At 73.9% G+C, this 18620-nt stretch carries 1 protein-coding gene; it reads left to right on the forward strand.

Features of this window, described 5'->3' with window-relative positions; all coding sequences use genetic code 11:
• The first annotated feature begins 106 nt into the window (after positions 1-106).
• The gene (locus PV734_RS33725) at positions 107-18586 is read left to right on the forward strand and encodes an SDR family NAD(P)-dependent oxidoreductase (RefSeq protein WP_319293383.1); all 18480 of its coding nucleotides are present in this window, start codon (positions 107-109) and stop codon (positions 18584-18586) included.
• The last annotated feature ends 34 nt before the right edge of the window (positions 18587-18620 follow it).

An 18620-nucleotide genomic window follows, 5' to 3' on the forward strand; every position in this document is an offset into this window, starting at 1 on the left:
CTCCACGATGTCGTGGGGGCCTTGTCCGGCCGCTTATCCGTCGCTTTAGCCATCGCCAAGTGGCCCATTAGCGACGCCTCCAATACTCGGGTACATGGGGGATTCAATGCTTATTGACGCTGTCGCCATCATTGGTATTTCCTGCCGTTTTCCGAAGGCCCCGGACCCCGGTGCCTTCTGGGATCTGCTGCGGCGTGGTGCCGACGGCATCACGGATTATCCCCCGGATCGCCGGGGCGGTGCGGAATTCGATGCGATTCCTACCCGCGGTGGATTCCTGGACCGGATCGACACCTTCGATCCGGTCTTCTTCGGTGTCTCGCCCCGCGAGGCGACCCTGATGGACCCCCAGCAACGCCTGATGCTCGAGCTCGCCTGGGAAGGGCTGGAGGACGCCGGGATCGTTCCCGAGAATCTGCACGGTTCGCAGACCAGTGTGTTCGTGGGCGCCATCGCCGGCGACTACAGCACGCTGCTGCACCAGCGCGGTGTCGACGCGATCACCCCGCACACCGTCACCGGCCTGAACCGGGGCATCATCGCCAACCGGATCTCCTACACGCTCGGCCTGCACGGCCCCAGCCTCACCGTGGACGCCGCGCAGTCCTCCGCGCTGGTCGCCGTCCACATGGCGTGCGAGAGCCTGCGCAGCGGGGAGTCCGACCTCGCGATCGCCGGCGGCGTCAACCTGATCGTCACCCCCGACAGCACCCTGAGCCTGACCCGTTTCGGCGGCCTGTCCCCCGACGGCGTCAGCTACACCTTCGACGCGCGTGCCAACGGGTACGTCCGGGGAGAGGGCGGCGGCGCCGTCGTCCTCAAGCGCCTCGACCGGGCCCTCGCTGACGGCGACCACATCCACGCGGTCGTCCGCGGCAGCGCAGTCAACAACGACGGCGCCACCGACGGCCTGACGGTGCCCAGCGCACAGGCGCAGGAGACGGTGCTGCGGCGCGCCCACCAGCGGGCCGGCGTGGACCCGGGCCAGATCCAGTACGTCGAACTGCACGGCACCGGCACCCGGGTCGGCGACCCGATCGAGGCCGCCGCGCTCGGCGCCGCCATCGGCCGGGCCCGCCCCGAGGGCTCGCCGCTGCTGGTCGGCTCCGCGAAGACCAACGTCGGCCACCTGGAGGGCGCGGCCGGCATCGTCGGCCTGATCAAGGCCGCCCTGGCGATCAGCCACCGCGAACTGCCGCCGAGCCTCAACTTCGCCACCCCCAACCCCGACATCGACTTCGACGCCCTGAACCTGCGGGTGCGCACCGAGCAGGGCCCGTGGCCCGAGGGTCCGCTCCTGGCGGGCGTCTCCTCCTTCGGCATGGGCGGGACGAACGCGCACGTCGTGCTGGCCGAGCCGCCGACGGCCGCCGAGGCGGCGACCCCGGCCCCGGCCGGTGAGCGGCCGGCGACGGCGGACGCTCCCGTGGTGTGGCCGCTGTCGGCCAAGTCGCCGACGGCGCTCCGGGCGCAGGCCCGGCGGCTGCGGGCCTGGGCGGCCGAACACCCGGACGCGGGCGTGGCGGACGTCGCCCACGCGCTCGTGACCACCCGCTCGCTGTTCGACCACCGGGCGGTCGTCCTGCCCGGACCCGACGGCACACCCGAGGAGCGGTCCGAGGCACTGCGGGCCCTCGCCGAGGGAACTCCGCACGGCCGGGTCGTGACCGGCACCGCGAGTCATCCGGGGAAGCTGGCGTATCTCTTCACGGGGCAGGGTTCGCAGCGGGTGGGTATGGGCGTCGAACTGCGTGCCGCGTTCCCGGTGTTCGCCGCCGCCTACGACGAAGTCCTCACCCACTTCGACCCGAAGCTCCCCGACATCATCGCCACCAGCCCCGACGGACTCCTCGACACCACCCTGCACACCCAGCCCGCACTCTTCGCCCTCGAAGTAGCCCTCTTCCGGCTCCTGGAAAGCCACGGCCTCACCCCGGACCTGCTCGCCGGACACTCCATCGGCGAACTCGCCGCCGCACACGTCGCCGGCATCCTCAGCCTCGAAGACGCCACCACCCTCGTCAGCGCACGCGCCCGCCTCATGCACAACACCCAGGACGGCGCCATGGCCACCCTCCAGGCCACCGAGGACGACATCCTTCCCCACCTGGGCGACAACCTGACCATCGCCGCCGTCAACGCCCCCGACTCCACCGTCATCGCCGGCGACACCACAGCCGTCCACACACTCACCGCCACGTGGAAGGAACAGGGCCGCAAGGCGAAGGTCCTCAACACCCGGCGTGCCTTCCACTCCGCCCACATGGACCCCGCCCTCGACGCCTTCCGCACCGTCGCGGAAACACTCACCTACCACCCCCCGACCATCCCCATCGTCTCCACCCTCACCGGCCGACTCGACACCGACCTCACCGACCCCGACTACTGGGTCCGCCAACTCCGCCACACCGTCCGCTTCCACGACGCGCTGGTGACTCTGGACGCGGAGGGCGCCGGTATCTATGTGGAGTTGGGCCCGGACGCGACCCTGACCACGCTGACCCGGACCGCGTATCCCGAGGCCGTCGCCGCGGCGACCCTGACACGCCAGCGTGCCGAGACGGACAGTGCGCTGAGCGCCCTGGCCACCGCGCACACCCACGGCCACACCGTGACCTGGCCGACCCGGGGCACACACGTCGGCCTGCCCACCTACCCGTTCCAGCGCCGCCGCTACTGGATCGAGACGACCGAGCCCGAGCACTCCGGCGCACGCGCCACGGCACCGGCCGCGGAACCGGCGGCGGAGGAGCCGGCCGAGGAAGATCTCACGTCGGCGCAGCGGCTGGCGCGGCTCAGCGGGGAGGAACTGGAGCAGGCGCTCCAGGAGTTGGTCCTCACGAGCATGACCATCACGCTCGGCCATGTCACGGGGGAGGCGATCGACGCCTCCGGGACCTTCCGCGACCTGGGCTTCGACTCCTCGCTCTCGCTGGAGCTGCGTACCCGGCTGTCCCAGTGGACCGGCCTGAACCTGGCCGCGGGGCTGCTCTACGACCATCCCACGCCGGCCGCGCTGGTCCGCCACCTGCGGACCGAGCTGTCGAACGAGGACACGGCCGAGCGGATCGTGTCGGCGGTGGCGCTCGACGAGCCCGTGGCCGTGGTCGGCATGGCCTGCCGCTACCCCGGCGACGTCAACTCGCCCGAGGAGCTGTGGCGGCTGGTGTCCGAGGGCCGGGACGCGATCGGCGACTTCCCGGAGAACCGCGGCTGGGACCTCGCCGCGCTCTACGACCCCGATCCCGCGCACAGCGGCACCACGTACGCCCGAGCCGGCGGTTTCCTTTACGACGCCGGTGAGTTCGACCCCGAGTTCTTCGGGATCTCGCCGCGCGAGGCCGCGGCGATGGACCCGCAGCAGCGGCTGCTCCTCGAGACGTCCTGGGAGACGCTGGAGCGGGCCGGTCTCGACCCGACGGCGCTCGGCGGCAGCCAGGTCGGCGTGTTCGTCGGCGCGATGTCCCAGGAGTACGGCCCGCGGCTGCACGAGCCGGCCGAGGGCATGGAGGGTTATTTGCTGACCGGCAGCACGGTCAGCGTGGCGTCCGGCCGCATCTCGTACACGTACGGCTTCGAGGGACCGGCCGTCACGGTGGACACGGCGTGCTCGTCGTCGCTGGTGGCCCTGCACCTGGCCGCCCAGGCACTGCGGCAGGGCGAGTGCTCGCTCGCGCTGGCCGGCGGCGCCGCGGTGATGGCCACGCCCGGCATGCTCGTGGAGTTCAGCCGGCAGCGCGGGCTCGCCCCGGACGGGCGCTGCAAGGCGTTCTCGGCGGACGCGGACGGCACCGGCTGGGCCGAGGGCGTCGGCATGCTGCTGCTGGAGCGGTTGTCCGACGCGCGGCGCAACGGCCACCAGGTCCTCGCCGTGATCCGCGGTTCCGCGATCAACCAGGACGGCGCGTCGAACGGCCTGACAGCGCCCAACGGCCCCTCCCAGCAGCGCGTGATCAGGACGGCGCTGGCGAACGCCGGGCTCTCCTCCGGAGACGTGGACGCGGTCGAGGCGCACGGCACCGGCACGAAGCTCGGCGACCCGATCGAGGCGCAGGCCCTGATCAACACCTACGGCCAGGACCGTGCGGAGGACCGGCCGTTGTGGCTGGGCTCGCTGAAGTCCAACATCGGCCACACCCAGGCAGCGGCCGGTGTGGGCGGCGTGATCAAGATGGTGATGGCCATGCGGCACGGGCTGCTGCCGCGTACCCTGCACGCGGACGAGCCGTCACCGCACATCGAGTGGTCGGCGGGCGCGGTGTCGCTGCTGTCGCAGGCGCGGCCGTGGGAGACCGACGGGCGTCCGCGCCGCGCCGGTGTGTCGTCGTTCGGCATCAGCGGCACCAACGCGCACGTCATCCTGGAGGAGGCCCCCGGCGCGGAACCCGAGCCGGAGTCCGCCGCACCGCCGGCGCCTGTGACCGCCGACGCCGGGCAGGACGCGGGGGCCGAGGACGTCCGGGAGTCCGTGCCGGATGCCGACGGCGCACTGCCGCTGCCGTTCGTCCTGTCCGCCAAGACGGAGGAGGCGGTGCGCGACCAGGCGCGCCGCCTCAGCGACCTGCTCACCGGACGACCGGAGCTGCCGGCGGCCCGGGTCGCCCGCGCACTCGCCCGCAAGCCGCACTTCGCGCACCGCGCGGTCGTACTCGCCCCCGAGGCGCTGGACGCGCTGGCGGCCGGCACACCGCACCCCGATGCGGTCACCGGCACCGCGGTCTCGGGCAGGGCGGTGTTCGTCTTCCCCGGGCAGGGCTCGCAGTGGCCGGCGATGGGACAGCACCTGCTGGCCACCGACCCCGTCTTCGCCCGGCACATCGCGGCGTGCACGGCGGCCTTCGCACCGCACGCGTCGGACTGGAACCTCACCGAGGTGCTGACGGGCCAGGACCCGGAGCTGCTGGAACGCGTCGACGTCGTCCAGCCGGTGCTGTTCGCCGTCATGACGGGCCTCGCCGCCATCTGGCGGCACCACGGCGTCGTTCCCGACGCGGTGGTCGGCCACTCCCAGGGCGAGATCGCCGCCGCGTACACCGCGGGCGCCCTCACCCTGGAGGACGCCGCCAAGACCGTCATCCTGCGCGCACAGGCCCTCATCGCCCTGCAGAACACCGGCGGCATGGCCTCGGTGCCTCTGCCGGTCGCGGAGCTGGAACCGCTCCTGACCGCGGACACCCACGTCGCCGCCCGCAATTCCCCCACCACGACGATCGTCTCGGGCACGTCGGAGGCCATCGACGCCCTGACGGCACTGTGCCGGGAGCGCGGCGTCGACGCCCGCAAGATCCCCGTCAACTACGCCTCGCACTGCCCGCACGTCCAGCCCCTGCACGACGAGCTGATCGCCGCCCTCACACCGCTGGCCCCCCGGGCCGCCGAAGGCATCGCCTTCTACTCCACGGTCACCACCGAGCCGATCGACACCACGACGCTCACCCCCGAATACTGGTTCACCAATCTCCGCAGCCCCGTCCAACTGCACGAGACGATCGTGCGGCTGCGCGCGGACGGCTACCGGCGCTTCATCGAGGCCAGCCCGCACCCCGTGCTGCTGCCCTCCCTCAACCAGACGTTCGAAGGCGACACCTCGGTGGCGCTGCACCCCACCCTGCGCCGGCACCATGGCGACCACTTCCCGCGCGCCCTGGCCCACGTGGAGGCGCACGGGCTGACGCCCGACCGGCACGAATCCGCCGAGCCTGGCCCGCTCCCCGAGCTGCCCACCTACCCCTTCCAGCGCCGGCACTACTGGATCGAGACGCCGCAGTTCGCCACCGAGCCTTCGCAGCTCGGCCTCACCGCCGTCGGCCACCCGCTGCTCGCCGCCTCGGTGAACGCCGCGGAGGACGGGACGACGCTGCTCAGCGGCCTGGTGTCGCGGCAGGCGCAGCCCTGGCTGGTGGACCACGCGGTGGCCGGCACGGTGCTGCTGCCGGGCACCGCGTTCGTGGAACTCGCGTTGGCCGCGGGCGACCGCGTGGCCGCCGCGCTGCTGGAGGAGCTCACCCTGGAGGCGCCGCTGGTGGTGCCGGAGACGGGTGGCGTGCGGATCCAGGTCCAGGCCGGAGCACCCGGCGAGGACGGCCGCAGGACCGTCGGCGTGTACTCGCGGGCCGACGACGACACCCCGTGGACCCGGCACGCCACCGGCACCCTCGCCCCCGACACGGAGGGCGCGCGGGACCTGACGGACTGGCCGCCGCGGGGCGCCACCGCCCTCGGCACCGACGAGGCGTACGACCTGCTGGCCGCCCACGGCTACGAGTACGGCCCCCTCTTCCAGGGACTGCGGGCACTGTGGCGACGCGGCGAGGAACTGTTCGCGGAGGTCGCGCTCCCCGAGGGCACCGGCGTCGACGGCTTCGGCATCCACCCCGCCCTCCTCGACGCCGCCCTGCACCCGGCGGTGCTGGAACCGCTGGGCCGCCTGGCCGGGCCGACCGGCGAGATCCCGCTGCCGTTCGCCTGGTCGGGGGTACGGCTGCACGCCACCGGGGCGACCGAACTGCGCGTCGCACTGGTCCCCGGCGGGCCCGACACCTACGGCCTGGTGGCCGCGGACGGTTCCGGCGCGCCGGTGGCGTCGGTGGACGGACTGACCCTGCGGCCGATCGCGGCGAGCGCCCTGGGCGCCCGGCACGACGACCTGTACACCGTGGAGTGGCGCCCCGTGCCCATGCCGCAGGACACCGCCGGCTCCGACGGCTGGGGCCTGCTCACCCGGGCGCTCGCGCACCCGTCCGAGGACGTGCCCGCTGTTCTGGTGCACGTGCTGCCGCCCGCCGCACAACAGGACGACATACCGGCCGCGGCACGGGCCGCCCTGCACGACACCCTGACGCTGGTCCAGCGATGGCTGGCCGAGGACCGCTTCGCCGACTCCCGGCTCGCGGTCGTCACCCGCGGCGCCGTGGCCGTCCACGAGGACGGAACCGACCTGGCGGACCTCGCCCACGCACCGGTGCACGGCCTGCTGCGCACCGCTCAGGCCGAGCACCCGGGCCGGATCGTGGTCGTGGACGTCGACCACCCGGCGGTCTCCGGCGACGCCACGGACGACGGCACCACCGGCGTCGGCGCGCGGGCCGTCGCCGCCGCACTCGCCTCCGGCGAGCCCGAACTCGCCGTCCGCGACGGCGGGGCATGGGCGCCGCGCCTGATCCGCGCACTGCCGGCGGCCGGCACCGAGGCCGGAAGCACCGAGGACACCTCGGCCGGCCTCCTCGACCCGCACGGCACGGTGCTCGTCACCGGCGCCACCGGCACCCTCGGCCGACTGGTGGCCCGGCACCTGGTCACCGTCCACGGCGCCCGCAGGCTCCTGCTGATCAGCCGCAGCGGCCGGTCGGCACCGGGCGCTGCGGAACTGCGCGCCGAACTCGCCGACCTGGGCGCGCACGTGACCATCGCGGCCTGCGACGCCGCCGACACGGTCAGCCTGGCCGGGCTGCTGGCCACCGTGCCCGCCTCACACCCGCTCACCGCGGTCTTCCACACCGCCGGCGTCCTGGACGACGCCACCGTCGCCGGCCTCACCGGCGAGCAACTGGACGCCGTGCTGCGCCCCAAGATGGACGCGGCCTGGAACCTGCACGAACTCACCGGTGACGTCGACCGGTTCGTGCTCTTCTCCTCCGTCGTGGGCATCGTCGGCGGCGCCGGCCAGGCCAACTACGCCGCCGCGAACACCTTCCTCGACGCGCTCGCCGCCCGGCGCCGCGCGCTCGGCCTGCCCGCCGTCGCCCTGGCCTGGGGCCTGTGGGAGCAGGCCAGCGGCATGACCTCGGCGATGACCGACGCCGACCGGGCCCGGATGGCCCGCGGCGGCATCCTCCCGCTGCCCTCGGCGCGCGGCCTCGAACTGCTCGACGCGGCGGTCTCCACCCAGCGGCCACTGGTCGTGCCCGCACGCGTCGACCTGTCCGCCGTCCGCGCGCTGCCGTCGATCCCCGCGGCCTTCCGTGCCCTGGTACGGCCGACCGTGCGCAGGGCCGTCGCCTCCGTGGGCGGCGGCACCTCGTGGGCCCGGCGAACCGCCGCCCTCCCCGCCGACCAGCGCCAAGGCGCGGTCCTCGACCTCGTCAGGGCCCAGGTCGCGACCGTCCTCGGCCACGCCACACCGCAGAGCATCGACGCCGAACGCGCCTTCAAGGAACTGGGCTTCGACTCGCTGACCGCGGTGGAGCTGCGCAACCGGCTCATCACCGCGACCGGCCTGCGGCTGTCCAGCACCCTGGTCTTCGACTACCCCACGCTCAGCACCCTCACCGGCCACCTGCTGGCCGAGGTCACCGGCGTCGAAACGGCCGCCCCGGCAACCGTCGCACCGACGGCGCCGCTCGACGACGACCCGATCGTCGTCGTCGGCATGGCCTGCCGCTTCCCCGGCGGGGTCCGCTCGCCGGAGGACCTGTGGCGGCTGGTCACCGACGGCGTGGACGCGATCGGCGACTTCCCCGACAACCGCGGCTGGGACCTGGACGACCTCTACGACCCTGACCCGGACAAGGAGGGCAAGGCCTACGCCAAGGAGGGCGGCTTCCTCTACGACGTCGCCCGGTTCGACGCCGAGTTCTTCGGGATCTCCCCGCGCGAGGCGCTGGCCACCGACCCGCAGCAGCGCCTGCTGCTGGAGACCGCCTGGGAGACGTTCGAGCGGGCGGGCATCGACCCGGCCGGGCTGCGCGGCAGCCGCACCGGCGTGTTCGCCGGCGTGATGTACAACGACTACCGCTGGCGGCTGCGCGACGAGGCCCCCGACGGCTTCGAGGCCTACCTCGGCAACGGCAGCGCGCCGAGCATCGCGTCCGGACGGGTGTCGTACACCTTCGGCTTCGAGGGCCCGGCCGTCACAGTGGACACGGCGTGCTCGTCCTCCCTGGTCGCCCTGCACCTGGCCGCCCAGTCGCTGCGCAACGGCGAGTGCGACCTCGCGCTGGCCGGCGGTGTGACCGTGATGGCCACTCCCGCACCGTTCATCGAGTTCAGCAGACAGCGGGGGCTCGCGCCCGACGGCCGCTCCAAGTCCTTCTCCGCCGAGGCGAACGGCGCCGGCTGGAGCGAGGGCGTCGGCCTGCTGCTCGTCGAACGCCTCTCCGACGCAGAGCGGTTGGGCCACGAGGTGCTGGCCGTCGTGCGCGGGACCGCGGTGAACCAGGACGGTGCGTCGAACGGCCTGACCGCCCCCAACGGCCCTTCCCAGCAGCGGATGATCAGGACGGCGCTGGCCAACGCCGGTCTGACGACCGCCGATGTGGACGCGGTGGAGGCGCACGGCACAGGCACCGCGCTCGGCGACCCGATCGAGGCGCAGGCGCTGCTCGCGACCTACGGTCAGGGCCGGCCCGAGGGCCGGCCGCTGTGGCTGGGCTCGCTGAAGTCCAACATCGGTCACACGCAGGCCGCCGCCGGCGTCGCCGGCATCATCAAGATGGTCATGGCACTGCGCAACCGCGAGCTGCCGAAGACCCTGCACGTCGACGAGCCCTCGCCGCACGTGGACTGGACGGCCGGCGCGGTCTCCCTGCTGAGCGAGGCCCGTACCTGGGACGAGGTGGACGACCGGCCGCGCCGCGCGGCGGTGTCCTCGTTCGGGATCAGCGGCACCAACGCGCACGTGATCCTGGAGGAGGCGCACGCGGGTGTGGACGGCGCGCCGGAGCCGGCGGAGGATGCCGCGCCCGGGACCGCTGTGTCGCCGGTGTGGTCGTTGTCGGCGAAGTCCGAGGCGGCGTTGCGTGACCAGGGCCGTCGGCTGTTGGAGTGGCTGGCTGAGAACCCGGACGTGGGCGTGGCGGACGTCGCGCATTCGCTCGCGGGCCGCACGCTGTTCGACCACCGTGCGGTGGTGCTGCCGGGTGAGCGCGTCGAAGCACTCACTGCCCTGGCCTCCGGGACCTCGTCCCGTGGCACCGTGACCGGCACCGCGAGTCATCCGGGGAAGCTGGCGTATCTCTTCACGGGGCAGGGTTCGCAGCGGGTGGGTATGGGCGTCGAACTGCGTGCCGCGTTCCCGGTGTTCGCCGCCGCCTACGACGAAGTCCTCACCCACTTCGACCCGAAGCTCCCCGACATCATCGCCACCAGCCCCGACGGACTCCTCGACACCACCCTGCACACCCAGCCCGCACTCTTCGCCCTCGAAGTAGCCCTCTTCCGGCTCCTGGAAAGCCACGGCCTGACCCCGGACCTGCTCGCCGGACACTCCATCGGTGAACTCGCCGCCGCACACGTCGCCGGTGTTCTCAGCCTCGAAGACGCCGCCACCCTCGTCAGCGCACGGGCCCGCCTCATGCACGACACCCAGGACGGCGCCATGGCCACCCTCCAGGGCACCGAGGACGACATCCTTCCCCACCTGGGCGACAACCTGACCATCGCCGCGGTCAACGCCCCCGACTCCACCGTCATCGCCGGCGACACCACAGCCGTCCACGCACTCACCAACACGTGGAAGGAACAGGGCCGCAAGGCGAAGGTCCTCAACACCCGGCGTGCCTTCCATTCCGCCCACATGGACCCCGCTCTCGACGCCTTCCGCACCGTCGCGGAATCACTCACCTACCACCCCCCGACGATCCCCATCGTCTCCACCCTCACCGGCCGACTCGATGCCGACCTCACCGACCCCGACTACTGGGTCCGCCAACTCCGCCACACCGTGCGCTTCCACGACGCGCTGGTGACTCTGGACGCGGAGGGCGCCGGTATCTATGTGGAGTTGGGCCCGGACGCGACCCTGACCACGCTGACCCGTTCCGCGTATCCCGGGGCCGTCGCCGCGGCGACCCTCGCACCCCGGCGTGCCGAGACGGACAGTGCGCTGAGCGCCCTGGCCACCGCGCACACCCACGGCCACACCGTGACCTGGCCGACCCGGGGCACACACGTCGGCCTGCCCACCTACCCGTTCCAGTACGAGAACTACTGGCTGGAGCCGGCGCCGGGCAAGGCACACGGGAACGTCGAGGCGGCCGGGCTCGGGGCACAGACGCACGGGCTGCTCGGTGCGGCAGTGGAACTGGCGGAGGGGGACGGCGTCGTCTTCACCGGCCTGCTCTCGCTGCGCACACAGTCGTGGCTCGCCGACCACGCCGTACTGGGCACGGCGCTGCTGCCCGGGACCGCGTTCGTGGAGATGGCGCTGCACGCCGGCGCGCAGGTCGGCCACGGCACCGTGGACGAGCTGACCATCGAGGCCCCGCTGGTCCTGCCGGAACAGGGCGCCGTGCAGCTGCAGTTGAGCGTCGGCGCACCCGACGCCGACAGCCGTCGCACGGTCGCCGTGCACTCCCGCCCCGCGACCGACGAGGGCGTCTGGACGCGGCACGCGACGGGTCGCCTGCTGGCGGGCGGCGCCCAGCCTGAGCAGATCGGCTGGACACCCGTCGGGACGGTCGTGGACGTCGCGGACCTGGCCGAGCGGACCGCGACGGCCGGACTCGACTACGGGCCGGCGTTCCAGGGAATCACCGCGGTCTGGCAGCAGGGGCACGACACCTGGCTGGAGGTAGAGCTGCCCGAGGACCGGTGGTCCGAGGCCGGGCGCTTCGGACCGCACCCGGCGCTGCTGGACGCCGCTCTGCGTCCACTGGCGCTCGGCGCGAAGGACGGCACCGTACGGCTGCCGTTCAGCTGGTCCGGAGTGCGCCGGTTCCCCGGCTCCGGTTCCGCGGTCACCGCGCTGCGGGTCCGGCTCTCGGAGCGGGCGCCGGACACGGTGGCGCTGACGGTGACCGAGCCGACGGGCGAAGTCCTCCTGGAGGCAGAGGCGTTGACGCTGCGCGGCGTCGAGCCGGGCCGGCTCACCGCCGGGCGCACCCCGCTGTACGCGGTGGAGTGGGTCCCCGTGGACCTGGCCGGCGCCGGGGAGACGGACCTGCCCGAGGTGGTCGAGGCGCCGGTGACGGAGACCGGTGCGGACGACCTCGCCGCCGCCGCGCACGCCGCCGTCGCCTGGCTGCTGGACGCGGTGCAGTCCCGATCGTCGGAGGACGGCCGCCTGGCGGTCGTCACCCGCAACGCCGTCGGCGACGGGCCGCGGGACCCCGCGCACACCGCACTGTGGGGCTTCGTCCGCTCCGTGAGGGCCGAACGCCCACGCCGGTACGTACTGGTGGACACCGACGGGACCGAGGCGTCGCGGCAGGTGCTCGCCGACGCCCTGCGCAGCGGCGAGCCGGAACTGCTCATCCGCGACGGAAAGGTGCGCGCGGCCCGGCTGAACCACGCGGAGCCGGAGACCGCTCCCCCGTTCGACCCGGAGGGCACGGTGCTCATCACCGGCGCCACCGGAGCGCTCGGCCGGGAAGTGGCCCGGCACCTGGTGGCCCGGCACGACGTCAGGCGGCTGCTGCTCACCAGCCGGCGCGGACCCGATGCGCCCGGCGCCGCCGAACTGCGGGCCGAACTCGCCGAGTCGGGCGCGGACGTCACGATCGCCGCCTGCGACGCGGCCGACCCGGACGCCCTCGCCGCCCTGCTCGCCGAACACCCGGTGGATTCCGTGCTGCACGTGGCGGGCGTCCTGGACGACGGCGTGGTGGCCTCGCTGACCCCCGAACGGCTCGCGAGCGTCCTGCGGCCCAAGGTCGACGCCGCCTGGAACCTCCACCGGCTCGCCGGTGACGTGCGGCACTTCGTGCTCTTCTCCTCCGTCGCGGGTGTCCTCGGCAATGCGGGGCAGGCCGCCTACGGCGCCGCCAACGCCTTCCTCGACGGCCTCGCCGAGCACCGGGCCGGACTCGGTCTGCCCGCCGCGTCGTTCGCGTGGGGACTGTGGGAGACCGAGCAGGGCATGGCCGGCGGCCTCGGCGAACGCGAGCGGGTGCGGCTGTCCCGTATCGGACTCGCGCCGATGCCGGTCGAGCAGGGCCTCGCGGCCCTCGACGCCCGGCTGGCGGCGACCACGACCACGGCCGCGGCGTTCGACACCGCGGCGCTGCGCGTTCAGGCCACCTCGGGCCGGCTGCCGGCCCTGTTCGGCAGTCTGGTCAGGGCGCCGAGACGTCCCGAGCAGACCACGCGGACGGCGGTGTCCATGCTGGACCTGGTGCTGGCCACCGCCGCGGACGTGCTCGGCCACCGCGACGCGTCGGGCATCGCCGCCGAACGCCCGTTCAACGAGCTGGGCTTCGACTCGCTGACCGCGGTGGAGCTGCGCAACCGGCTCAGCGCCGCGACCGGACGCCGGCTTCCCACCACGGTCATCTTCGACCACCCGTCCCCGGCGGCGCTCGCCGCCGAACTGGAGGGCGGCAAGACGGTCGCCCGCACGGCGCCCACCACCCCGGTCGCCGCGGACGAGCCGATCGCCATCGTGGGTCTGGCCTGCCGTTACCCCGGTGGAGTGCGCTCGCCGGAGGACCTGTGGCGGCTGGTCGCCGACGGCGTGGACGCGATCGGCGACTTCCCCGACAACCGCGGCTGGGACGCCGGGCTCTACGACCCGGACCCCGGTCACGCCGGAACCACGTACACCCGCAACGGCGGCTTCCTGCACGACGCGGGCGACTTCGACGCGGCGTTCTTCGGGATGTCACCGCGCGAGGCGCTGGCCACCGACCCGCAGCAGCGTCTGCTGCTGGAGACCGCCTGGGAGACGTTCGAGCGGGCGGGCATCGACCCTGCGGCACTGCGTGGGGACGCGGTCGGCGTGTTCACCGGCATCATGTACAGCGACTACGCGTCCCGGCTCCAGCACGCGCCGCGCGACTTCGAGGGCTACCTCAGCAACGGCAGCGCGCCGAGCATCGCGTCCGGACGGGTCTCCTACACCTTCGGCTTCGAGGGCCCGGCCGTCACAGTGGACACGGCGTGCTCGTCCTCCCTGGTCGCCCTGCACCTGGCCGCCCAGTCGCTGCGCAACGGCGAGTGCGACCTCGCGCTGGCCGGCGGGGCCACGGTGATGGCCACGCCCACCACCTTCGTGGAGTTCAGCCGGCAGCGGGGGCTCGCGCCCGACGGGCGCTGCAAGGCGTTCTCGGCGGACGCGGACGGCACCGGCTGGAGCGAGGGCGTCGGCCTGCTGCTCGTCGAACGCCTCTCCGACGCAGAGCGGTTGGGCCACGAGGTGCTGGCCGTCGTGCGCGGTTCGGCGGTGAACCAGGACGGTGCGTCGAACGGCCTGACCGCCCCCAACGGCCCTTCCCAGCAGCGCGTGATCAGGACGGCGCTGGCCAACGCCGGTCTGACGACCGCCGATGTGGACGCGGTCGAGGCGCACGGCACCGGCACGGCCCTCGGCGACCCGATCGAGGCGCAGGCGCTGCTCGCGACCTACGGTCAGGGCCGGCCCGAGGGGCAGCCGCTGTGGCTGGGCTCGCTGAAGTCCAACATCGGTCACACGCAGGCCGCCGCCGGCGTCGCCGGCATTATCAAGATGGTCATGGCGATGCGGGCGGGCGTCCTGCCGCGCACACTGTTCGCGGACGAGCCCTCGCCGCACGTGGACTGGACGGCCGGCGCGGTCGCCCTGCTGAGCGAGGCCCGCACGTGGGACGAGGTGGACGACCGGCCGCGCCGCGCGGCGGTGTCGTCCTTCGGGATCAGCGGCACCAACGCGCACGTGATCCTGGAGGCGCCCCAGACCCCTGCGGACGAGCCGCAGGCTCCCACGGAGGCGGAGCCCGCCGCCGTGGACGGTGCACTCGAACCCGCGCCCGGGACCGCTGTGTCGCCGGTGTGGTCGTTGTCGGCGAAGTCCGAGGCGGCGTTGCGTGACCAGGGCCGTCGGCTGTTGGAGTGGCTGGCTGAGAACCCGGACGTGGGCGTGGCGGACGTCGCGCATTCGCTCGCGGGCCGCACGCTGTTCGACCACCGTGCGGTGGTGCTGCCGGGTGAGCGCGTCGAAGCACTCACTGCCCTGGCCTCCGGGACCTCGTCCCGTGGCACCGTGACCGGCACCGCGAGTCATCCGGGGAAGCTGGCGTATCTCTTCACGGGGCAGGGTTCGCAGCGGGTGGGTATGGGCGTCGAACTGCGTGCCGCGTTCCCGGTGTTCGCCGCCGCCTACGACGAAGTCCTCACCCACTTCGACCCGAAGCTCCCCGACATCATCGCCACCAGCCCCGACGGACTCCTCGACACCACCCTGCACACCCAGCCCGCACTCTTCGCCCTCGAAGTGGCCCTCTTCCGGCTCCTGGAAAGCCACGGCCTCACCCCGGACCTGCTCGCCGGACACTCCATCGGCGAACTCGCCGCCGCACACGTCGCCGGCATCCTCAGCCTCGAAGACGCCACCACCCTCGTCAGCGCACGCGCCCGCCTCATGCACAACACCCAGGACGGCGCCATGGCCACCCTCCAGGCCACCGAGGACGACATCCTTCCCCACCTGGGCGACAACCTGACCATCGCCGCCGTCAACGCCCCCGACTCCACCGTCATCGCCGGCGACACCACAGCCGTCCACACACTCACCAACACGTGGAAGGAACACGGCCGCAAAGCGAAAATCCTCAACACCCGGCGCGCCTTCCACTCCGCCCACATGGACCCCGCCCTCGACGCCTTCCGCACCGTCGCCGAAACACTCACCTACCACCCCCCGACCATCCCCATCGTCTCCACCCTCACCGGCCGACTCGACACCGACCTCACCGACCCCGACTACTGGGTCCGCCAACTCCGCCACACCGTGCGCTTCCACGACGCGCTGGTGACTCTGGACGCGGAGGGCGCCGGTATCTATGTGGAGTTGGGCCCGGACGCGACCCTGACCACGCTGACCCGGACCGCGTATCCCGAGGCCGTCGCCGCGGCGACCCTCGCACCCCGGCGTGCCGAGACGGACAGTGCGCTGAGCGCCCTGGCCACCGCGCACACCCACGGCCACACCGTGACCTGGCCGACCCGGGGGCGCCGGCTCGAGCTGCCGCCGTACGCCTTCCAGCGGCAGACGTACTGGATCGAGTTGCCGGAGACCACCGGGAGCGCGGCGGACCTGGGGCTGGACGCGACCGACCACCCGCTGCTGGGAGCGGCCGTACTCCTGCCGGAGGACGGCGGAGCGGTGCTCACCGGACGGCTGTCGGTGCGCAGCCACCCGTGGCTCGCCGACCATGCCGTGCGCGGCGCCGTGCTCGTACCCGGTACGGCGATCGCCGAGATGGCGCTGCACGCGGGCGGCACCCTGGGCTGCGGTCGGCTGGCGGACCTGACGCTGCGGGCGCCCCTGAGGATCCCGGACGGCGGCGCGGCGCGGGTGCAGGTCACCGTCGGCGCCGCCGACACCGACGGGCGGCGTCCGGTGACCGTGGAGTCGCGCGACGGCGAGTCCGCGGTCGTCCTCGCCAAGGGCGCCCTGGCCGCCGGGGACGCCGTGCCGGCGGGGCCGAGCACGACGGCGCCACAGGACGCGGAGCCGGTGGACCTGGACGGACTCTACGAGCGGCTGGCCGCGGCCGGCCTGGAGTACGGTCCCGCGTTCCAGGGGCTGCGTGCCGCGTGGCGGCACGGCGAGGACGTCTACGTCGAGGCCGTACTGCCCGACGCGGCGGGGGCGGACGCCTTCGCGCTGCACCCGGCCCTGCTCGACGTCGTGCTGCACCCGATGGCGTTCGCCGAGGACACCCCGGCCGGTGAGGTCCGGCTGCCGGCCGCCTGGTCGGAGGTGGCGGTGCACGCCACGGGCGCCCGCACCGTGCGGGCCCGGCTGGCGCCGGCCGGTCCCGGCGACGTCGCCGTGACGGTCACGGACGCCTCGGGCGGTCCGGTCGCGGACGGCGTGCTCACGGTGCATGCGCTGCGCCCGGAACGCCTGGTGGCGCGGACCGGCCGGACTCTCGACAGCCTCTACCACGTGGACTGGGTGCGCCTGCCGGTCCCGGAGGCCGACGCCACCGCCCTCGGCGCGACGCCCCCCGCGGTCGTGGACGCGGCGGGTCTCGCCGCGGTCGGCGCCGCGGACACGGTCGTCGCGCACGTGCCCGCTCCGGCGCCGGGCGACGACGCCCCGGCACAGGCCGCCGCCGCGCTGGCGTGGGCACTGGAGCTGGCGCAGGCGTGGCTGGCGGAGGACCGGTTCGCCGCGTCGCGGCTGGTGCTGGTCACCGAGGGAGCGACGGGCGACCGGCCGCGCGGCCTCGCGCACGCCGCGGTGTGGGGTCTGGGCCGCTCGGCGCAGACCGAGAACCCCGGGCGCTTCGTCCTGGTGGACCTCGGGACCGCGCCGGATCCGGCCACCGCCGCGCTCGCCGACGCCCTGGCGACCGGGGAGCCGCAGCTCGCGGTGCGGGACGGCGCGCTGTTCGTGCCGCGCCTGGCCCGCGCCGACGCGGCGCCGGACGACGCCGACACCCCGCTGCCGGGCACCGAGGGAACGGTGCTGGTCAGCGGCGCGACCGGGGAGCTGGGCGGCCTCGTCGCCCGGCACCTGGTCACCGCGTACGGGGTCAAACGCCTGCTGCTCGTCAGCCGGCGCGGTCCCGACGCGCCCGGCGCCGACGACCTGCGGGCCGGGCTCGCCGACCTGGGCGCCGAGGCCGTCCTCGTCTCCTGCGACCTCGCCGACCCCGAGGCCACCGCGCGGCTCCTGGACGCCCATCCGGTGACCGGCGTCGTGCACGCCGCCGGCGCCCTCGACGACGCCACGCTCGCCTCGCTCACCCCCGAGCGGATCGCCACCGTGCTGCGTCCCAAGGCCGACGCCGCCTGGAACCTGCACCGGCTCGCAGGCGACGTCGAGTTGTTCGCGCTGTTCTCCTCGGTTTCGGGCACGCTCGGCGGCGCCGGACAGGCCAACTACGCGGCGGCCAACGCCTTCCTCGACGCGCTGGCAGCCCAGCGGCGCGCTGAGGGCAGGGCGGCGGTGTCGTTCGCCTGGGGCCTGTGGGCCCAGGAGGGCGGCATGACCGGCAAGCTGGGCCAGGCGGACCTCGCGCGGATGAGCCGGATCGGCATCCTGCCCATCGAACGGCCGCTCGGTCTGGCGCTGTTCGACGCGGGTCTGCGCTCCCAGCGGGCGACGCTCGTCCCGGCCCGGCTCGACCCGTCGGCGCCGAGCGAGCCCTCCCCGTTGCTGCGTGGTCTGATCCGCACGCCGGTGCGCCGCACGGCGGCGGTGGGCGGCGACTCGGCGCCGGCCGGCATCGGGCTCGCCGAGCAACTGGCCGGACTGCGGCCGGACGAGCGCGCGGAACTGCTGCGCGACCTCGTGCTCGGACACGTCGCCGAGGTGCTCGGGCACCCGGACACCAGCGCGCTTGACGCCGAACGCGGGCTGCTCGACCAGGGACTGGACTCGCTCACCGCGGTCGAGCTGCGCAACCGGCTCAGCGCCGCGGTGGGCCACCACCTGCCCAGCACCCTGATCTTCGACCAGCCGACGGTCGTGGCGCTGGCCGGCTACCTCGACGCCGAGGTGCTGCCCGCGCCCGTCTCCGGCCTGGCCGAACTGGACCGGCTCGAGGAGCTGCTGCTCTCCCTGCCGACCGGGGACGGCCGGCGCGGCCTGCTCGCGCAGCGCCTCCAGGACGTGCTGGTGAAGGCGGGCTTCCAGGTGTCCGACGACACCGAGCTGCTGGACGGCGCCTCGGACGACGAGCTGTTCGACTTCATCGACAAGGAGTTCGGCAACAAGTAGCCGCCCGGTGCGGGGTGGGGCCAGGCGGCCCCGC

This window comes from Streptomyces sp. AK08-02, from assembly GCF_033795085.1.
GTDB classification, from domain to species: Bacteria; Actinomycetota; Actinomycetes; order Streptomycetales; family Streptomycetaceae; genus Streptomyces; species Streptomyces echiniscabiei.